21 protein-coding genes and 1 pseudogene are annotated in these 18,449 nt (G+C 37.1%); 3 read left to right on the forward strand and 19 right to left on the reverse strand.

The genetic code is table 11. The annotated features are described in order from the left end of the window. Positions 1–80: 80 nt before the first annotated feature. The 9 genes from msrB to GS400_RS10570 all read right to left on the reverse strand — a co-directional run bounded on the left by msrB (position 81) and on the right by GS400_RS10570 (position 8,916). Positions 81–1,043 (reverse strand): peptide-methionine (R)-S-oxide reductase MsrB, encoded by a 963-nt coding sequence (msrB, locus tag GS400_RS10530; RefSeq protein WP_370519681.1) that lies wholly within the window; start codon positions 1,041–1,043, stop codon positions 81–83. Between the two features lie 85 nt (positions 1,044–1,128). Beyond that, positions 1,129–1,755 carry a YqfQ family protein gene (locus GS400_RS10535; protein ID WP_236560879.1) on the reverse strand — a complete coding sequence of 209 codons (627 nt, stop codon included), beginning with the start codon at positions 1,753–1,755 and terminating at the stop codon, positions 1,129–1,131. A gap of 89 nt (positions 1,756–1,844) precedes the next feature. After that, positions 1,845–2,531 carry a uracil-DNA glycosylase gene (locus tag GS400_RS10540; protein WP_160101546.1) on the reverse strand — a complete coding sequence of 229 codons (687 nt, stop codon included), beginning with the start codon at positions 2,529–2,531 and terminating at the stop codon, positions 1,845–1,847. 356 nt (positions 2,532–2,887) lie between these two features. Beyond that, positions 2,888–3,136, reverse strand: coding sequence for a DUF2584 family protein (locus GS400_RS10545; RefSeq protein ID WP_160101548.1), 249 nt, complete (start codon positions 3,134–3,136; stop codon positions 2,888–2,890). A 71-nt stretch (positions 3,137–3,207) separates the two neighbouring features. After that, positions 3,208–3,597 (reverse strand): DUF5365 family protein, encoded by a 390-nt coding sequence (locus GS400_RS10550; protein ID WP_160101550.1) that lies wholly within the window; start codon positions 3,595–3,597, stop codon positions 3,208–3,210. A gap of 215 nt (positions 3,598–3,812) precedes the next feature. Beyond that, a complete protein-coding gene (locus tag GS400_RS10555) occupies positions 3,813–6,929 on the reverse strand; it encodes an SbcC/MukB-like Walker B domain-containing protein (protein WP_160101552.1) in 3,117 nt (1,038 codons plus the stop codon). Positions 6,930–6,931: 2 nt separating this feature from the next. Then, complete coding sequence (locus tag GS400_RS10560; protein ID WP_160101554.1) at positions 6,932–8,083, reverse strand: exonuclease SbcCD subunit D; 1,152 nt, start codon at positions 8,081–8,083, stop codon at positions 6,932–6,934. Between the two features lie 137 nt (positions 8,084–8,220). Then, positions 8,221–8,604 carry a PilZ domain-containing protein gene (locus GS400_RS10565; RefSeq protein ID WP_160101556.1) on the reverse strand — a complete coding sequence of 128 codons (384 nt, stop codon included), beginning with the start codon at positions 8,602–8,604 and terminating at the stop codon, positions 8,221–8,223. Between the two features lie 108 nt (positions 8,605–8,712). Next, positions 8,713–8,916, reverse strand: a complete 204-nt coding sequence (locus GS400_RS10570) for a hypothetical protein (RefSeq protein WP_160101558.1) — start codon at positions 8,914–8,916, stop codon at positions 8,713–8,715. Positions 8,917–9,015: 99 nt separating this feature from the next. On the opposite strand from GS400_RS10570, the gene GS400_RS10575 reads away from it, so the two are divergent. Both GS400_RS10575 and GS400_RS10580 read left to right on the forward strand, forming a co-directional pair. After that, complete coding sequence (locus tag GS400_RS10575) at positions 9,016–9,345, forward strand: YolD-like family protein (RefSeq protein ID WP_160101560.1); 330 nt, start codon at positions 9,016–9,018, stop codon at positions 9,343–9,345. 113 nt (positions 9,346–9,458) lie between these two features. Continuing rightward, positions 9,459–9,548 (forward strand): annotated as a pseudogene (locus GS400_RS10580) (YjcZ family sporulation protein); the annotation flags it as partial. Between the two features lie 1,017 nt (positions 9,549–10,565). On the opposite strand, the gene GS400_RS10585 reads toward GS400_RS10580, so the two are convergent. From GS400_RS10585 to GS400_RS10620, 8 genes are all read right to left on the reverse strand, one after another. Continuing rightward, the gene (locus GS400_RS10585) at positions 10,566–10,784 is read right to left on the reverse strand and encodes a YozE family protein (protein ID WP_160101564.1); all 219 of its coding nucleotides are present in this window, start codon (positions 10,782–10,784) and stop codon (positions 10,566–10,568) included. A gap of 88 nt (positions 10,785–10,872) precedes the next feature. Further along, entirely contained in the window at positions 10,873–11,676 is an 804-nt protein-coding gene (gene tatC, locus GS400_RS10590; protein ID WP_160101566.1) for a twin-arginine translocase subunit TatC, read from the reverse strand. A 122-nt stretch (positions 11,677–11,798) separates the two neighbouring features. Next, positions 11,799–11,996, reverse strand: a complete 198-nt coding sequence (gene tatA, locus GS400_RS10595) for a twin-arginine translocase TatA/TatE family subunit (protein ID WP_160101568.1) — start codon at positions 11,994–11,996, stop codon at positions 11,799–11,801. 42 nt (positions 11,997–12,038) lie between these two features. Next, complete coding sequence (gene tatA / locus GS400_RS10600; protein WP_160104591.1) at positions 12,039–12,239, reverse strand: twin-arginine translocase TatA/TatE family subunit; 201 nt, start codon at positions 12,237–12,239, stop codon at positions 12,039–12,041. Between the two features lie 199 nt (positions 12,240–12,438). Continuing rightward, positions 12,439–13,014: a molybdenum cofactor guanylyltransferase gene (locus tag GS400_RS10605; protein WP_160101570.1), complete on the reverse strand. Its 576-nt coding sequence runs from the start codon at positions 13,012–13,014 to the stop codon at positions 12,439–12,441. A gap of 59 nt (positions 13,015–13,073) precedes the next feature. Beyond that, positions 13,074–13,571, reverse strand: coding sequence for a dihydrofolate reductase (locus tag GS400_RS10610; RefSeq protein ID WP_160101572.1), 498 nt, complete (start codon positions 13,569–13,571; stop codon positions 13,074–13,076). A gap of 55 nt (positions 13,572–13,626) precedes the next feature. After that, positions 13,627–14,592 (reverse strand): thymidylate synthase, encoded by a 966-nt coding sequence (locus GS400_RS10615; RefSeq protein WP_160101574.1) that lies wholly within the window; start codon positions 14,590–14,592, stop codon positions 13,627–13,629. Positions 14,593–14,692: 100 nt separating this feature from the next. Continuing rightward, positions 14,693–15,409, reverse strand: a complete 717-nt coding sequence (locus tag GS400_RS10620; RefSeq protein ID WP_160101576.1) for an anthrax toxin lethal factor-related metalloendopeptidase — start codon at positions 15,407–15,409, stop codon at positions 14,693–14,695. Positions 15,410–15,584: 175 nt separating this feature from the next. On the opposite strand from GS400_RS10620, the gene GS400_RS20390 reads away from it, so the two are divergent. After that, positions 15,585–16,610 carry a C40 family peptidase gene (locus tag GS400_RS20390; protein WP_160101578.1) on the forward strand — a complete coding sequence of 342 codons (1,026 nt, stop codon included), beginning with the start codon at positions 15,585–15,587 and terminating at the stop codon, positions 16,608–16,610. 39 nt (positions 16,611–16,649) lie between these two features. Here GS400_RS20390 and GS400_RS10630 read toward each other — a convergent pair whose 3' ends face one another. Together GS400_RS10630 and GS400_RS10635 are read right to left on the reverse strand one after the other, a co-directional pair. Then, the gene (locus GS400_RS10630; RefSeq protein ID WP_370519797.1) at positions 16,650–17,273 is read right to left on the reverse strand and encodes an HD domain-containing protein; all 624 of its coding nucleotides are present in this window, start codon (positions 17,271–17,273) and stop codon (positions 16,650–16,652) included. Positions 17,274–17,288: 15 nt separating this feature from the next. Beyond that, on the reverse strand, positions 17,289–18,140 hold the full coding sequence (locus GS400_RS10635; RefSeq protein WP_160101582.1) for a DUF72 domain-containing protein: 852 nt from the start codon (positions 18,138–18,140) through the stop codon (positions 17,289–17,291). Between the last annotated feature and the right edge of the window lie 309 nt (positions 18,141–18,449).

Below are 18,449 nucleotides of genomic sequence, written 5' to 3' on the forward strand. Positions count from 1 at the left end.
CCATTACCGTATTCTATAGAATTTAAACTAAAAACCCCTCCCCCAAGTTTTGGCTTAAAACCTGAGTGAGGGGTTAATGCTTATTGAAAGATATAAGTTAAATGACCGTATCCTTCTTCTTCTAATCGATCCTTAGGAATAAACTTTAAGGCTGCTGAATTAATACAATAACGAAGTCCACCTTCATCCTTAGGACCATCTTCAAAAACGTGGCCTAAGTGTGAATCAGCATGATGGCTTTTCACTTCAGTACGAATCATACCATGCGAAGTATCCATGTTTTCATCAACATAATAGGTGTCGATGGGTCTAGTAAAACTAGGCCACCCACATCCAGCATCATATTTATCACGAGAGCTAAATAATGGCTCTCCAGAAACAATATCTACATAGATCCCATCTTCTTCATGGTCATGAAATTCATTTTGAAATGGCGTTTCTGTTCCGCCTTCTTGTGTGACCTTATACTGAAGAGGCGTCAACGTCTCTTTTAATTTCTCTGGATCCTTATCAAGATTCCAATGCTTTTCAATGAATTCTTTACGTCCAGAACCTTTTTTGTACATTTTATAGTGATAAGGCTGTTTTTTATAATACTCTTGATGTTTCTCCTCTGCTGGATAAAATGGCTTTGCCTCGAGAATCTTAGTGACAATTGGGGAAGAAAACTTTCCGCTATTTTCTAGTTTTCGCTTGGATTCCTCAGCCATTTGCTTTTGTTCCTCATTATGATAAAAAATGATCGTTTGATAATGGTCACCACGATCAGCAAATTGTCCACCTGCATCTGTTGGATCAATTTGTTGCCAGAATACCTCTAGCAAACGCTCGTAAGGAAAAATCTCTGGATCGTAAGTTATTTGTACTGCTTCTACATGACCTGTATCCTTTGAGATTAAGTCAAGATAAGTTGGGTGTTCAATATCTCCACCTGTATAACCAGATACAACTTCATGGATACCTGGGCGTTCATCAAAGGGTTCCACCATACACCAGAAACATCCGCCTGCAAATGTTGCTTTCTCTAGTTGCTTATGTGTCACGGAGATCCTCCTCTACTTGTTCATTCATTTCTACATTTCCTATTATTGTTTCCCCTTATGAAGAAAAAATCAAGAAAATTGCTTATTAAATGTATAACCGAGGTTGAGACGCTCCATTCGTTGTAGTTGGTTGATTTGATTGAACTTGTTGAGAATTCTTATTTATTTCATCAGAGTTCTGTGATGAAGGCTGAGATTGGATTCCTTGTTGTTCAGAAGAATTATTTTCATCTATTTCACCTTCATCAGGCTCACGCATAATTTTCATAAGCTTAACCATGGTTGGGATGTTTCGAACCATTGGACCATATTGCTGAATCATAGGCGCAGCAGATTGTGCCATTTTTAACACCTGCTGTACATTATTCAGCATACCTGATACGCCCCCTCCAGCACTACCTACTCCTTGACCTAGCGCTCCCAATTGAGGAAGCCCTCCGCCGCCTGCTGAAGATTGAAAAAGGTTAGATAATAAATTTCCACCTGCACGACTTCCCATCCCTTGCATGTTTGGGAACCCTTGCATTCCATTCATTGCAGACATACCATTCCAACCTGATGAACCTTGGTTAAAAAAGCTTTGTGGACCTTCAAATCCAGAGAATGGCATAGGCTGACGCATATTCGTACTCATTCCAAATGGGTTCATTGAATTCATACCGGGTCCTGGCATAAATCCGTTTTGCCCCATAGGTCTTATTCCTGGAGGCATATTCACCCCTCCTTTACATCCTTCATTACAATTACTGTACGTTAGGGCAATGTCACTGGTGTAGGCAGATACCCATGTTAAAGTAATTATTATAATTCATCAGCTTTCAATGGTAATTGCCATTGAATTGGATCAAATCCATTTTCTACCAGAAATGAATTGGCTCTAGAGAAATGCTTGCTACCAAAGAATCCTTTGTGAGCAGAAAATGGGCTTGGATGTGGTGAAGTTAAAATCAGATGTTTTGATTCATTTAACATTTCACGTTTTTGTTGAGCATGTTTCCCCCATAACATAAAAACAAGAGGATCTTCTCGGTCATTTAAAAGTCGAATTACTTCGTCCGTAAACAATTCCCAGCCCATTCCTTTATGGGAATGAGCATTCTTTTCTCTGACCGTTAGAACTGTATTAAGGAGAATAACACCTTGCTTGGCCCAGTGCAGTAGGTTGCCATGGTTCGGTATTTCTATCCCTACATCTTCATGTAGCTCTTTATAAATATTTCGCAGCGACGGCGGAATTTTAACTCCAGGCTGAACAGAAAAACTAAACCCATGAGCTTGCCCTGGCCCGTGGTAAGGGTCCTGTCCCAGGATAACAACCTTAGCATTATGATAAGGAGTATAATGAAGAGCATTAAAGATGTCATTCATATCTGGATAAATTCTTTGATTGGAATATTCTTGCTTTAAAAACTCGCGTAATTGGAGATAGCTTTGTGATTGGAATGTGGGCTCTAACAAAGGAGCCCAGTCATTATGTAAAGGGTTCATGTCTTGTGCCTCCTAGTGTTGCGATATGTAAAAAGGCAGATGCAAGTAACCTTGCATCTGCCTAGAAGTGTAGCATGCACTATAATGTCAATCAATCTGAAGTTAAGTCGCCAGCTATGATCAATCCGATGGTGCCACTTAAAATAACGCCAAATAACATTGCTGGAAGCATAGCAGATAACATAGAGCATCCCCCTCTATTTGAATGATCCCTAACCTACTTTTATTATAAGTTACAATCACTCTTTATAACTGGAGGAGATTTGGCTATTTTATGAATATTTCTTATTACCCCGACATTTCCCGGGCAAGCGCAACATTCTACAAAATAGCGGTTAGAAGCTAGAAATCTGTCGTTAATTGACGCTATACAAAGATGTAAGCTGATAAATAATTGTTGTTTTTTCTTCAGCCCACTTTAATTCCGTAATAATAGCTGTCCCAATATGCTCTGATTCCTCTTGACGCATAATATCAATTTCTTGATCCATAGGAAATAACCGATAACCTGGTAATTGTAAATGAAATACGTTGTCCTTTTCTCCGATTCTTTCTTCGAGTCCATTTGTAATAATAGCCCATTCCAAGCTTAAAGGCATGTTCATGATTTTCGCCATCCTTTTTTTCTATTTTGCTTTAATCGTAAGATAGACATACGTGTTATTCAAGGGAAACCTTATATTAACCTATGATTAGCTGGTTTCACACTTGCTAAATCGAATTCAGAAACAGTTGTCGTGAAGTCTTGAAAGCAAAATGGGAAGTAAATTTGATGACCTTCAATAATTTTCTGATTCCGATCGAATTTTCGTGCTAGTTGTGGTGATGCATCATTTTCTAAAAGACATTCTAAAATATGCTGAATCGTTTGTAATGCCGCAGTTACTTCCATAATTTCTTGCAACGTGTATTCATCAAGATCTTCCTGACATAATACACCAAATGTCTTTAAATCATCTACATAAGACTCTGAAAAAAACGATGGTAGGATGCTTCGGTGGAAGTGATCAAGTAATGACCGGACATAGGATTGTTGTTCGGGTGTTGATGCTGTAACGACTTTCATAATTGTCCCCCTCTTAATCATTTAAAGTCGTGTTTGTTGTTTATTTTTCTGATAGACAAACCCAGAAAACTTTATGATAGGTAAATAGAATATGTATGATAGCCCTTCAATAGGAGAACGTTTCTGTTATCTATCCTCCATTGAGGACTATATGTCTATTATTTACTATAACATGGCCAATTTAAAATCTTTAAGCAGTAATTATTGGTAGACCCTTACTGAAACGAAAAAGCTAAGCTTGAACCATTAGGTGATGGTGTTATATGAAGTTTTGCTCTTATTTCATTCTTTAATTGTGGTACGTGAGAGATGATACCAAGCATACGATCGCCTTGTTGAAGATCTTTCAAAGTATCGATTGCTTGCTCAAGAGATGCTTCGTCTAATGTTCCAAATCCTTCATCGATAAATAACGTATCAAGTTGAACGCCACCAGCATGAGCTTGTATAACATCTGCCATACCAAGCGCTAAGCTTAAAGCAGCTTTAAACCCTTCACCGCCAGATAAGGTTTTAACTGATCGCTTCTGACCTGTATAGTGATCAATAACCTCTAGGTCCAAGCCACTTTGCGCTCCTCCTTTAGCGCGTTCTTGACTTCGTTCAAGTTGATAGCGATGATCCGTCATTTTGTCTAAACGGATATTTGCTTGAACAATAATCTCATCAAGAAAAGCAGATAACACGTAGCGCTCAAAGGATAATTTATACGTATTATCTCCCTTTGCCAGCTCAGCAAGTTCCCCCATATAGAAGTATTTCTCTTCTGCAGCTTTTCGATCATAAATATAACTTTCCAATTGTTTAAAAATACGTTCGTGATCTCGAATGCGCATTTTAATTTGTTGTTCCTCTTGATAAAGTTGATCAATAGCAACTTCTTGCTTTTCCATAATTTCTAATTGTTCATTTAATTTAGGCGGTTCAACATCTCGTAATTCTTCTTCCAATGCTTTGTAAGAGTCTGCTAACGTTTGTTTCTTATTTAGAAATTCCTCTACTTGCTTACGTATCATTTCTAATTCTTCTTTAGGTAACTTTGCATTCTGATATTCTTCTATGGTTTCAAAACCTTTTTCTTTACACGCCTCTTCCCATTCTTGAAAGGCTTTTTTCTCATGCTGCTCAAGATCTTTCACATAGCCTTTTTGTTGAGTTAATTCTGTTTCAAGTTTTTGTTTTTCTTCTTTCTCCTGTTGATACCTTTTCGTAAGCTCTTCGAAGGATTGAATCCAGGATTTATACCGTTTTTCTTCATATATCACCCATTCATTAAGAGATTGGGCATCTCTGTTTGTTTCTGGTAATTCTTCTTCTAGTTGTTCTAATTTCGTATAAATCCCGAGCCACTTATCATGTACTTGCTGATACTGATTTTGTTGTTCTTGTTCTTTGCTTTCAAGCTCTTTTAGTTTATTTTGTGTTTGCTCAAGCTTCTTCATCTGTTGTTCAATTTCTTGTATTTTTTTTGCTACATGATTTTTGTTTTCAGTTATAGAAGCTTTTTGTTGTTCCCAATAATACTTTTGACCTTCTCTATTTTGTTCCTGAACTGGGGCATGTTCGAGATACGGAGACAAAGCTTCTAATAACTGTTCTACGATATGGCGCTGTGATTGACCCTCTGACTTCGTCTGTATAAATTGATCTTGGAGCTTTTGTAAGTGTTGTTCACCTTGTTGTTGCTTGTTTTTGGCTTCTTGCAAGGTGTGATCAGATATATCTTTGCCTTCAAGTGTAGCCGGAGATGGATGGTCTAATGAACCACATACAGGACATGCTTCTCCTGAAGTTAGGTCAGCGGCAAGAGAAAGAGCTCTATGTTGTTTCAGTTGATCTTCTAATGTGTTCACATGTAGTTGTTTCGCTTCAAGATCAGCTTTAGCTTGTTCGTAATTCTGCTTTACCTGTTGATATTGGTCTCGCAATTTAGAAAGCTTTTTCTCCTCATCCATTAAACGATAAAGCTGTTTGACTCCTTCTTTGAGCTCTTTTTCTTTAGACTCCAGTTCATAATATTGCTTGGATAAAGATTGTGACTCAAATGTAGACTGAGATAATTGATTCACTAGCTTTTGGTTGTTCTCTTTTTCAGACTGTATAGACTTGAGTACACTTTGTTTTTCTTGTTTTTGTTTCTCTAACCGATTAAGTTCCTGTTTTAACTCCTGATAGCGTGTAACTTTTGTAAGATCTTGTTTTGCTTTTTGAATATCTTCTTTAAGCTGTTCACGCTCCGGTTGTCTTTTATCTTCTTCCTGGTATGTCTTTTCCGTTCTAATAAACTTGTTCTGTGACTCTTCTAGTTTTTTCGTTTTTTCTTGAATGTGAACAAGTTGTTTATCTTTTTCCTGCTTCCATTTCTTCGCTTGTTCTTCATAGGATCGAATTGTTTCGGCTTTGTCAGCTTTTTGAACTTTTACCTGTTTGTTTTCGATATCATTCTCATACTGTTTCAGGTCTTTCAGTTCTTGTTCATATTGATCCCGTTTTTGGAATTGTTCCGAAACCTGCTTGTCTTTATAATACTTTTCTTGAGCAGTTTTTAATTGACTTCGTTTTTCTTTTAAGGCTCCTTGATATTCTTCAACGGTTTTCTCATCTTGCTTGAGGTCTTCCTCAAGCTGTTCAAGTGCCTTTGTACTTGATGCGATTCCTTCCTTATCTTCTTCAGACCAGTGAAGCTTCTGAATTTCATCACGTTCTTTTTGTTCGATATTAGAGATGCTTTCTTTTAATTCTTTAGATTCATCTTTCAATCTAGTAGTAATATGTTCGTAAACATAAGTTTGAAAGATCTTTTGTAAGATCTCTTCCCGTTCTTTACTATTCTCAGAAATAAGTCTTCGAAACTCACCTTGAGGGATCATGACCATTTTTCGGAATTGTTCATAATCCAAGTGAAGCATACTTTCTATTGTTTCGTTAACATCTTTAATCTTAGATGAGAGTAATAGCTTTTCTTCTCCTGCAATTTCATATAGCTCTGCTCGAGGAGGTTGTTCTGTGTACCCTTCACCACGAGATTTTTTCTTCATTTGCTTTGGTGCGCGTACCACTTCATAACGCTTATCTTTTAAATCAAAAACAAACGATACTTCTGTTGGTTGCTCCAATTCAGCAAAGTGACTTCGAAGTGTATCTTGATCTCTTTCACTTCCACTTGCACGTCCATATAACGCATACACCATGGCATCGAATACACTTGTTTTTCCTGCTCCAGTTGGACCCGTTATAAGAAAAACGGATTCATAACCAAGGTCTCTAAAATCTACAGTTTGTCTTTTTGCATAGGGACCAAAAGCTTCTACGGTAATCGTTATGGCTCTCACTGCTATTGACCCCTTTCTTCTGCTAATACATTTTGAATCGTTTGACTAACATATTTCTTTCTTTGGTCATCAAGATCTTTCCCTTTTACTTCTTTATAAAAGGATTCAAATAGCTCTTCATGAGACATCTGCTGTCTTTCTTTTACAGACGAACGCTGATTTTGGACATGTTGTCCAAGAAAACCAACCCTCTCTAGACTCAATACATTTGGATAAACTTTACGAAGCTTGCCCATTGGGTCCATCAACTGACCGTCATCCAACAATTTAATATGAAGATAATCTTCTGAATGGTCATCATCCTCTTCTAATAAGTTATTCAGGTATCCTTCCTTAATTCTCATGTCGTGTTTTGGAGCTAGTTTCTCTTCTCGAATGTTTGAAACACCATTTTCATCAAGCTCTACAAACGTAACCCCTTTTTTATGATTGGCTTCCGAAAAGGAGTATTTTAAGAGTGACCCAGCATAACGAATCTTATCATCCGTTACACGCTGTGGTTGATGTAGGTGACCTAAAGCTACATAAGAAAAAGCAGAAAATAAACCCGCGTCTATATATGGAGTTCCACCCAGCATCGTTAAGCGCTCTTCAGATTCCGACTCCATTCCCCCTGCCATAAAAGCATGAGCAATTAACACTTGACGTTCATCAGCATAGTTGTCGTTTTCTATTCGGTCTACAATGGCACTCATTGCATCATGATGCGTCTGAATCGATTCATCTTCAAAATATGCTCTTGCGTCAGCGGGCTCAATGTAAGGAATCAAATAAAAATGAACATCTCCATGTTCATCCTGAAGTGTTACAGGTTCCAGGGCACCATCAAGTTTAGCTTGTAAGTAGAATTGTTGTTTTCTAAACATGGTACTTCCGAAATTCAAACGGTCAGGACTATCGTGGTTTCCAGTAATCGCAAGGACCGGAACCTTAATATCATAAATTAATTTCATTAACGTTTCATTTAATAATTCAACCGCTTCTTTTGGCGGAACTGCACGGTCATAGAGGTCTCCAGCAATAATAATAGCATCCGGTTTTTCCTCTTTCACAATTCGAATAAATTCATCTAGTATATATGATTGATCTTTTGTCATGTGAAGCTGATGCACCAACTTTCCCAGGTGCCAATCAGCAGTATGTAATATTTTCATCAGTTATGCCTCCTACATATCTATGCTATCAAATTATAGGTGTATTTTGGTGAGGTAGTTTTTGTTTATTATAAAAGGAAAAACAGCAGAGAAATTTTCACTGCTGTTTTGAATATACGTATATGTGTTATTAGTCCTTATTGTAGGTCTTCTAAGATATTGAGCAAAGCTTCTGACTTTTTTGTTTCACGACCAAAGGCAATGCCGATATTATAAAACCCTGAATCTAAAGCTTTCCAAACAATTTTCCCAGTAAAGACACATTCCTGCTTGTGCCAAGTAAAGATTATGTTTACAATGTCCTCAGTAACAAAATGAATATCTTGTTTCGTAGTAAACTTCAATCCCCCTTGGCTAATATTATCGATATGACCATGAAGATCATAAAGATGACGTCCCTTCATTAAGGAAAAAGTCTCGATCGAACTACAAAGCTTTTGGTTAATGTAATAACGATAATGAGCACGACGATCGGTGGTAGAAGATGATGAAGTTCCATAAACAGGTCTTTGCTCGTTCATATAATCGACTCCTAGAACGTGGTATTTTCTTATTACTATGAATGGTTATAGGTCAAAACGCATGAGGAAAAAGGACCTTTTTTGTCGTTTTTTGCTGAATGTTATTAATTAATGTTGAAGAGTTTTTGGGAAAGCAGCTAAGATATTCTCTTTTGAAAATCGTCTAATTTCATTCCTTAAATAACAGTATGCTAAAACTTGAACTTCATCAGATGATACCACTTTCACAGTTCGCTGAGTAAAGGTACCACTATTGGACATATAAACAATCTCAAGTTTTTCATTAGCGAGATTCAGAATGGGCTGTTCCACAATATCTCCTCCTTTTATTATCATTATACACGAACATTTGTTCTTTTTCTATTGTTTTGCAAACATTTGTTCGGTTATACTGTAAATGGAGGTGATGATATGCTACGCGATCGAGGTACAATCAAATGGAACTCCTTAATGCTCCCTGAACACGTACAAATTCTAAAAGATATGTGGAAAGATGATCAAAAATCAACCGCTCCCCAGCTTGATGAACAAGCTTTGGAAGAATTAAATGAAAGCTGTATTCAAGCTTATGAGGAGGAAGCAATCGTGAGAGTTACACAATTCAAGAATGGTTCTTTTCATGACGATAAAGGGACAATCACTAAATTACTTCCACAGGAACAAACTCTGAAATTCACGCGTGTTAACGGCACTTCAATATCTATTCCCATTCATAACATTGTCCAGGTAGATACCTTGTAGCTCTAGGTATGATCAGCCATTTTAATATCCAAAAATCCGCATTCGCCCATACACTTTCTTAACTCTTCACATAGACTACTATCACTTGTTAAGACAAAGGGGGATGAGTCATGTACCATTGCGGATCTGGATATAATAACTTTGTATTGATTGTCGTTTTATTTATCCTACTTATCATTGTAGGAGCTGCTTTTGCTTATTAATGTCATAACTTGGCGTCCGGAACATACAAGAAATAATGGGCATTCTGAGTAGACGAAAATTAGTTCGAAAGTATAGACACTTTATATAAAAGTAAGTTGAGCGTTGAAATACTAAACAATTCAACGCTCTTTTTTATTCCACTAAAGCCCCCTTATATTGAAGACTTGGATCCGAGATAATGTGCGGAGGTCCGTTGCTAGAAAAAGATTAAGGGGTTCAGTGAAACGGCAATACTCCTGCGGAAGACCAGCTGAGCTTCCTCGTTCGCAAGCTCTCTGCGGGATCTCGTCAGCCCTTTGCTACCACTGGAGTTTGCCGTTTCCTTCACCCCTTTGCGTTTATGGAGGTTAACGGACCCTAGTTATTTGAGCTCTAACCCTTACGGACATCTGTTCCGTTATTTTGAACTTTTAAGGCATTTAGAGAGTCGTTACGGACATATGGTACCTTATTTGTGACAAATTAGGCTTTTTCAAGTTGATTTGATGCAAATAACGGAATGAATGTCCGTAAGCTCTTCATAAAAGTCATATTAAGATCAAATAACGGAACAGATGTCCTTAAGCATCACCTCTCCATATCACTGCGGTTCCGTTCATCACGATTCGGCTAAGGTGGGCTGTGGAACGGGTTGACTCCTCCGGTAGAAAGGGCGAGCGAGATCCCGCAGGAACGTAGTGACGAGGAAGCTGTAAAATAAACAAGGAAGTTCGACTAAGAGCGCTACATCCTGTAGCAACATCGAACGACCCCACGTCGTGTGGGGCCGGGGAAAGCAACCCGTTCCACAGCCCACCGAACTGCATAAACATAACGGAACCACCCCGCACCAGCTTATTCCAGATAACTGCCAAATTGTTGAATAACACTTTTCTTCATTTGCTAGGACAATGATTTTAGGTAAAGCTTAAAAATGTAACATAAAAAAGTAGTCCAAATCTGGAGTGAAAATTGAATGATCATTCTCCAAAACTGAACTACCTTCTAAAATGATTTGTAACTATATCGCGTCATACTTATTCGTACTCAGCCTCATATTTTTCCCATAGCCGATCGAATACTTGTAGTGCTGATGCGAATGGTGTATTCCATTCTAAGTAGCGACTAATTTCTTCATAAGAACGTGATTGTTTAGGAAAGCTATGGTCCTTATACATCCAATCCGCTAATTTGCTCTCATCATCCGGGTTAACTTTCCCTCTATAGGTCATCACAAAATGATAAAACGTACGCAACGTACTCCCCCTCCTGCAAGCTCATGTTTTATATTTTTAACACGATCTCCTCAAAAAAGCAATCCGCAGTATGAATAGGATTCATTCATTATTCTGAATAAAGACTATCCTCTTCATCATCATGGTCGTGATCTTCGTCTTCATCATTGTCATCATAATCATCTATTTTTCTTCTTTTACGACGTTCTACAACACTAGAAAGGAAGATCGATACTTCATAAAGCACAATAAGCGGGAATGCTACCACAAGCTGCAATATAAAGTCTGGTGGAGAAATCATTGTACCAACAATAACTAAAACAAAGTACGCATATTTCCTAACTCTACGTAGAAAAGCCGGACTTACAATTCCCATGCTCGTTAAGAACATGACAATAATCGGAATTTCGAAAAATACAGCAAATGGAAGTGTAATTCTTATTAAAAATTTAAAATACTTATCAACTGTAAAACTTACATTAAATTTCCCTTCACCTAACGATAGAAGAAAATCGAATATCAAAGGTTGGATGAGAAAGTACCCAAATGCTAATCCTCCAATAAAAAGAAGAAAAACAGCTGGAATATAAGATAATGATACTTTTTGTTCTTTCGGTGTTAAAGCTGGTCTTACAAAAAACCATAGCTGCAAACAGAAAAATGGAAGAGTCCCAGCAATTGCAATTAGACTAGCAAGCGTGACATAAACCCATAAAATATCAAAAGGCCCTAATATCGTTAATTCTTCATCCAAGCCTCTTTCAAAAAAAGCATAAATTTCATCAATAAAGACAAAACCGCCAATAAAAAAAGCTACAAATATGACAAACGTCCAAATAAGTCGTTTACGTAATTCACCTAAGTGTTCTGTAACATTCATTTCTTGATCGTTTTGATACTGATCATCTTGCATCTTCCTACCTCCTGCCCAACAACCGCTACAACTTTACATGGAACCCCATTCAAGTGGGCTTTTTCACGAAGAGAGGAAGATGTAAGGTTTCATACTCCTACATCTTCCTCTCTACGATTTCTTTATGAGTTTTTGTTTTGGTCTTGATCCAGCTTCTTTGAGTCGTCTGAATCGTTTACAATATCGTTTGTTGCTTTTTTAAATTCTCTTAATGAGCTTCCAACAGCTTTACCGATTTCAGGCAGCTTCGAAGGCCCAAAAACAATTAAGGCAATAACAAGGATTAGGATTAACCCTGGAATTCCGATACTGGATAACATATTTATCACTCCAAATGATCATTTTATAACCGAATATCTTTATTATTTTGCGCTTTGATCATTCGATTCAACTTTTTTCGCATCATCAGCTTCTTCATTGGTTAATTCACGAGCCGAATGTTTAAATTCTTTTAAAGTTTGACCTGTAGCCTTTCCGATCTCCGGAAGTTTTTTCGGACCAAAAATAATTAATGTAATTACAAGAATAAGTATTAAACCTGGGATGCCAATGGTACTTAACATTTCATCACCTTCCTCAAACATTTCAATAGAGAAATGTTCATGTTTGTCCCATTTGTTACTATTATATAACGAGTTTGACACGTTTAGTTAGATTTTAATCAATATTGACATAAACTTTTCACATTTAAAAGTTGTATAGGTCTCATTGACTCGATTGTAAGCCTTTTACCTTCATTTGTCCATGAGAATATGGAAATCTCTACTCCTTCACCCAATTCTCATATTCTTCAGGATGATTGAGGTTTGTAAAATGATTTTCTAATATTTGATTTGATATAGGCGGATGAAATTGATGGATAAACTTAGTATTATGCTTATCAAAAAGATCGCGCATCCGTAATGAATCATTTTCAAGTTGATTCCTAATGGTTTCATAGCAACTTCTGTGGTAGAGCCCATGCAGAGGCTGTTCCTTTCCATTAAATACTGGAATCACTATATCACTTCTAGACCTATCAGATAATAGTTGATTAAAAACCTCATGTGACAAAAACGGTGAATCACATGGTGCTAGGATAAACCAATCATCATCAGAATGATACATAGCTGACTCTAAACCAGCTAATGGACCTTTATTAGGGAATCGATCAGATATGATTTTTTGTTTTAAGAACGGGTATGTATTCGGATCGTTCGAAACAACTACAATATTGTTAGACAACTTTTGGCAAGTATGGATCACACGTTGAATCATAGGCTCACCTTTTATAGGGAGTAATGCTTTATTCCTTCCCATCCTTCTAGATTTCCCCCCTGCCAAAACAACACATTGCATGACGATGCCTCCTAATCAAAAACCTGTAAGAAGCTCTCCCTTCTTACAGGTCATTTACATTATTGTACTGCTTTTCGATCATACTGACAGAAATAATAATCATAAGGGTTTTTTTCATCTTTTTTCCCTTTTTCTTTTTTCGTCAATATCCAATTTTCTTCATTGATTTCTGGGAAATGCGTATCACCTTCAAATGCTTCATCGATCCAGGTAATATACATCCGATCGGCTTTATCAAGGATGCTTTCAAATATATAGCTTCCACCGATTACGATATATTCTGTATCAGGATTTTTCTTATCCCACTCTAGTACAGGATCAAGACTATGAATGACCTCACATCCCTCTGCTTCAAAATCCAGGTTACGGGTCACCACTACATTATGACGATTTGGCAGCGGGGCATTCATGGATTCATACGTTTTACGCCCCATAATGATCGTATGACCAGTGGAAACTGACTTAAAGAATTTCAAATCATTTGGTAAACGCCAAGGAAGGTCATTATCTTTTCCGATTAGGCGATTTTTGTCCATAGCAACAAGTAACGATATCATTCAGTTCACTCCTTAAGTATGAGTCAAAGTCTTATTTCCCGATATGGTTCATGGTTTAAACCGCTATAGGAGCTTTAATTGAAGGATGTGGTTCATACCCTTCTAGAGTAATATCTTCTACATTAAGGTCGAAAATACTTTCTTTCTCATCCGATTGTATCTTAAGTGAAGGCATATCCTTTATTTCACGATCCAACTGTGTTTTAACTTGTTCAACATGGTTTGAATAGATATGGGCATCCCCTAACGTATGAATGAATTCTCCAACTTGTAATCCACATTCATGTGCAATAAGATGCGTGAGTAAAGCATAGCTTGCAATATTAAAAGGTACTCCCAAGAAAATGTCACCACTTCTTTGGTAAAGTTGGCAACTCAGTTTTCCATCAGCTACATAAAACTGAAACAGAACATGGCAAGGTGGTAGCGCAGCACGCTCTGGATTAATATCCTCAGGATTCCAAGCTGATACAATTAATCGGCGTGATTCTGGATTGTTTTTAATCATATGGATGACATCTTTCACCTGATCGATCACTTCTCCTCGTGATGATTCCCAGGCTCTCCATTGTTTACCATATACATTCCCTAAGTCTCCGTACGTTTTTGCGAATTCATCATCTTGCAAAATACGGGTCTTAAATGTTTCCATTTCTTGATCATAAAGCTTTTTAAATTCAGGATCTTCTTGACTTTTCAAACCAAAATCAGTCATATCAGGACCATTATACTCTTCACTCTCAACCCAATTTTTAAATGCCCATTCATTCCATATATTATTGTTATGTTGGAGAAGGTAACGAATATTGGTATCTCCTTTTAAAAACCAAAGTAGTTCACTTTTTATTAAACGAAAGGGTACACGTTTCGTAGTCAGTAATGGAAACCCTTGTTCTAAATCAAAACGCATTTGATAACCAAAGGTAGACAACGTTCCAGTACCGGTACGATCACCCTTTGATGCACCATTATGTAAAACATTACGACATAAATCTAAGTAAGCAGATTCACCATATTTCATTTATTCCACTCCATTCTAAAGCAAATCCAAATTGTTCGATGTGAGCTATTATATCACAGCAAAATAAAAGATTAAGGATAGAAAATTACTTATAAACGTGTTAAAATCCAGCATTCTTTTTCTTGAAGACTTCCATAAATTTAAACGTTAACGGCGCTTTCCATTTTAGGTGTTTTGATGTAGTAGCATTATAGTAATAGAAGGCAAATGATTCAGAAAAATATTCTGATATGTAGGAAGAAAAATACTCTCTATTAGGAAACATCGTCTTTACTTCTTCCTGCCATGCTTCTTTAAATTGTTCCTTTTGAGAATTAGATAAATGATTATAAACGGTGTGCCCAATTTCATGAAGTTCTAAATTTAAAGAACTATGACCATTACCGGGGGATGAAGAACCAATTTTCGCAGAAATTAACCAACCACCGCCTGAACCTGGTACTTCACTCCATGTAACATCCTGTTCCCAACCACGGGGATTTTGCCATTTAAGCGGAAATAATAAGGGCTCATCTGTTAAGTTTCCTTTAAACAACCTTATCATTACTCCTTTAGCTTGGAGGAATTGAAGTAAGGGTCGATCAATCCCATCAATCGTTGTGAGCATATCTTCCATAGATTGTTTGTCTTCCACCTTAGGAGGTACCATGATCATAGACTTAAGAATATCTTCATTTTGAAGAGAGGTAAGTTTGGAGGATTTTTCTCTACTAATTGCTTTATTTAAAGTAATTCCTGTAAAAGGTTTCGTAATTTCTATTGACGGAACAATCATACACAATGTAATGATAAATACAGTAACGAAAAAACGAAGCATTCCTGTCATCCTTTGACGTTAGTTGAAAAATCTGAATATTCTAACCTCATCATAACATATATTTAAGAGAATAGACTGTCCACTTTATGGATTTTATTCCACTTTGGCATAACTAAATGTTTATCATCATATACGTACATTAATCCAAAATTTTTCATGGAAAGGGGTCCTCTATGTGAACTTATCATCAAGGACAGCTCAAATGACTGTGCTTCATTCCATGACGTATAGTTTTATGATAAGTCAGCCCTTTGCCTATTACTCTGAGTCTTTTTCGAACACCCATACACAGGAAAAAAAGTCGTTAACAAGCGCTAGAACACTTATGTATGGTCACCACTCTACATCCGTACGCACCTTACAAGAAAAGCTTTACTCCTTATCTTTTTACTCTGGAGAACAGGATAGTCAGTATGGTGTTTTAACAGAACATGCAGTAAAGTCTTTTCAACTTTCCCACGAACTCCTTCCTACCGGTAGGGCTGATAAGCAAACATTAATGTCTATCGATTTGGAAGAGAAGAAGCGAATGATTAAACCACTTGAAAAAATCTCACATACCATTTCTCCTGGGGAATCAAGTCAGGATGTCAAAAAACTTCAAAAGGCCTTGTCGTTTTATGGTTACTATACCGGAAATGTTGATGGGATTTATGGACCACTTACCTCAAATGCAATTGAGCAATATCAGTTAAATCATAAATTAGAAATTGATGAAAACATTAAAAAGTCATTCATTCAATCCTTGTCAAAGAAAATGAAAGACGAAAAACCTAAAATCACACATAAAACTCAAACGATAAAAAAAGATCCGAAGAAAGTTGAAGTAAAATCAGTAGGGAATGTTGCATCCATTATTAAAGAGGCCAAAAATTATCTTGGTGTCCCTTATCTTTGGGGTGGAGAATCTCCAAGAGGATTTGATTGTAGTGGTTATATTCAATACGTCTACCAAAAACAAGATATCATCTTACCTCGTACGGTTCATGAGATTTGGAATGTAACAACTTCTGTTAAAAAGCTAAGTGTTGGCGATTTTGTCTTTTATGAAACGTATCAGCCTGGACCTTCTCATATGGGGATTTACCTAGGAAATGGTCAATTTATTCATGCTGGAGATGACGGAGTAAGCATCAGTAATATGAATAATACTTATTGGAAACAGCGGTACCTTGGAGCTAAACGTATTACGAAACAATAATAAAGAACAGACCGTTATGTAAAATACATAACGGTCTGTTTAGTTGGATGATCCCCATTCAGAGTAAAACTCCTCAAGAAACCTTTGCATAAATTCATGACGTTCTTGGGCCATGTTTCTTGCAGTTTCTGTATTCATTAAGTCTTTTAGAAGTAGTAACTTATCATAAAAATGTTGAATGGAGGTATTGTTATCTTTCATCTTTTCATCTTCAGTTGGTGTTGAGTGAATGAGTTGTCCTGCTTTCCCTCCATAGGCAAATGTCCTTGCGATTCCTATTGCCCCAATTGCATCAAGCCGATCGGCATCTTGGACAATTTTACCTTCTAGCGTTTCTGGAGTTTTATGCTTTCCTCGAAAAGATATATCCTTCATGGCTGATTCAATAGAAAGAATCAAATCTTTTGACTCTATTAAAGACTCCAATAACCTTTTTTGTTCTTTAACTGCATTTGCTTGATTATCAACAAGCTTTGCATCCGCTACATCATGTAACCATCCTGCAACTTCAGCAACAAACGGATCTCCACCTTCTTTTTTAGCGATACCTTTTGCTACATTTGCAACTCTTTCCATATGCCAATAATCATGCCCTGTCGGCTCTCCTTGAAATCGCTCATATATAAAAGAGCGAATTTCTCTTAAAACTTTCTCATGAGTAATTTTATAAACCTCCCATTAATCGAATAGATCCATTTGTCTTGGGTTTAAATCATGATAAGATATGCCTAACATATTGATAAACGTCTTTGCATTTGGTGCAGCATCTCCGCCTGAGTTGTTATTAAATAAAATCGTAATATCAGGCGTGATTCGTTGTAATTCAAGAACCCGTTCTTTCCATTCACGTAACTCTTCCTCATTATAGTTGTATAAGAAACGAACTTCTCTCCAATCCTCACGTCCGTTTTTATTCCACCCGTGTGTATTCCTTCCATGAAATCGAACGAGTGTTTTCTCATGATGTGTTGGCTCCAGTATTCGAGGTACTGAACCTTCTCCTGCTTGAGGCTCATCACAAATAGAATGGATCCAATTTTCTTCTCTCATAAATTTAAGCGTTTGTTCTTTATATTCTGGTAAGAACCATGTGCGATTTCGAAATTCTAGGGCTAAAGGTAAGTCGCCCATTAACTTTCGGATCACCCGTAATTTTTGCACATTTTCTTTTGACACGTTAAACCATGGAGGAAATTGAAATAGGACACACTTTAACTTTCCTGCTTCTATAACTGGTTGAATAGATTCCTTGTAAGCTTGAAACATCTCTTTCACTTCATCAGATGTCATTTTTTCTCGATTATGTCCGGTCATTTTATTGTAGGCTTTAATTACGAATGAGAAAGAATCTGGTGTTTCACGAACCCACTTTTCATAATTTTTCTGAGGTTGTATGGCATAAAATGCACTATCAACTTCTACTACCGGAAAATGGGAAGCATAGACGGACAATTTATCCTGTGGAGATATTGAAGCATCATAAAGCTTAGCATGATCCCCCCATCCCGTTAATCCAATGGAAATATTCATAGTACAGATAACTCCTTGATATGTATTCCTTTCTATCTTATAGAAGATTTAAAAAGCTTGTAAAGAATAAGGAACTAATCAGATACTTATCCAAGACAAGCCCCCTTATCTGGAAGACTTGATTTCGAGATAACGTGCGGTAGAGGTCCGTTGACGAAAAAAGAGTAAGGGGTTCATTGAAACGGCGATACTCCTGTGGAAGACCGTCCGAGCCTCCTCGTTCACTCCGTTCTCTGCGGGGTCTCGGCCGCCCTTTCTACCACTGGAGTTCGCCGTTTCCTTCACCCCTTGCTGTTATGGAGGTTAACG

The sequence above is a fragment of the Pontibacillus sp. HMF3514 genome, assembly GCF_009858175.1.
Taxonomy (GTDB): Bacteria; Bacillota; Bacilli; order Bacillales; family BH030062; genus Pontibacillus.

Excerpts from the sequence above, each read along its gene's own strand:
- GS400_RS10620 (WP_160101576.1), bottom strand. The coding sequence starts at position 15,409 with ATGCTTCGTTTTTTCGTTACTGTATTTATCATTACATTGTGTATGATT.
- tatA (WP_160104591.1), bottom strand. The coding sequence starts at position 12,239 with ATGTTAAGTACCATTGGCATCCCAGGTTTAATACTTATTCTTGTAATT.
- GS400_RS10575 (WP_160101560.1), top strand. The coding sequence starts at position 9,016 with ATGCTACGCGATCGAGGTACAATCAAATGGAACTCCTTAATGCTCCCT.
- GS400_RS10635 (WP_160101582.1), bottom strand. The coding sequence starts at position 18,140 with ATGAATATTTCCATTGGATTAACGGGATGGGGGGATCATGCTAAGCTT.
- GS400_RS10605 (WP_160101570.1), bottom strand. The coding sequence starts at position 13,014 with ATGCAATGTGTTGTTTTGGCAGGGGGGAAATCTAGAAGGATGGGAAGG.
- GS400_RS10560 (WP_160101554.1), bottom strand. The coding sequence starts at position 8,083 with ATGAAAATATTACATACTGCTGATTGGCACCTGGGAAAGTTGGTGCAT.
- GS400_RS10565 (WP_160101556.1), bottom strand. The coding sequence starts at position 8,604 with ATGAACGAGCAAAGACCTGTTTATGGAACTTCATCATCTTCTACCACC.
- tatA (WP_160101568.1), bottom strand. The coding sequence starts at position 11,996 with ATGTTATCCAGTATCGGAATTCCAGGGTTAATCCTAATCCTTGTTATT.
- GS400_RS10545 (WP_160101548.1), bottom strand. The coding sequence starts at position 3,136 with ATGAACATGCCTTTAAGCTTGGAATGGGCTATTATTACAAATGGACTC.
- GS400_RS10615 (WP_160101574.1), bottom strand. The coding sequence starts at position 14,592 with ATGAAATATGGTGAATCTGCTTACTTAGATTTATGTCGTAATGTTTTA.
- GS400_RS10540 (WP_160101546.1), bottom strand. The coding sequence starts at position 2,531 with ATGAACCCTTTACATAATGACTGGGCTCCTTTGTTAGAGCCCACATTC.
- GS400_RS10610 (WP_160101572.1), bottom strand. The coding sequence starts at position 13,571 with ATGATATCGTTACTTGTTGCTATGGACAAAAATCGCCTAATCGGAAAA.
- tatC (WP_160101566.1), bottom strand. The coding sequence starts at position 11,676 with ATGCAAGATGATCAGTATCAAAACGATCAAGAAATGAATGTTACAGAA.
- GS400_RS10550 (WP_160101550.1), bottom strand. The coding sequence starts at position 3,597 with ATGAAAGTCGTTACAGCATCAACACCCGAACAACAATCCTATGTCCGG.
- GS400_RS10535 (WP_236560879.1), bottom strand. The coding sequence starts at position 1,755 with ATGCCTCCAGGAATAAGACCTATGGGGCAAAACGGATTTATGCCAGGA.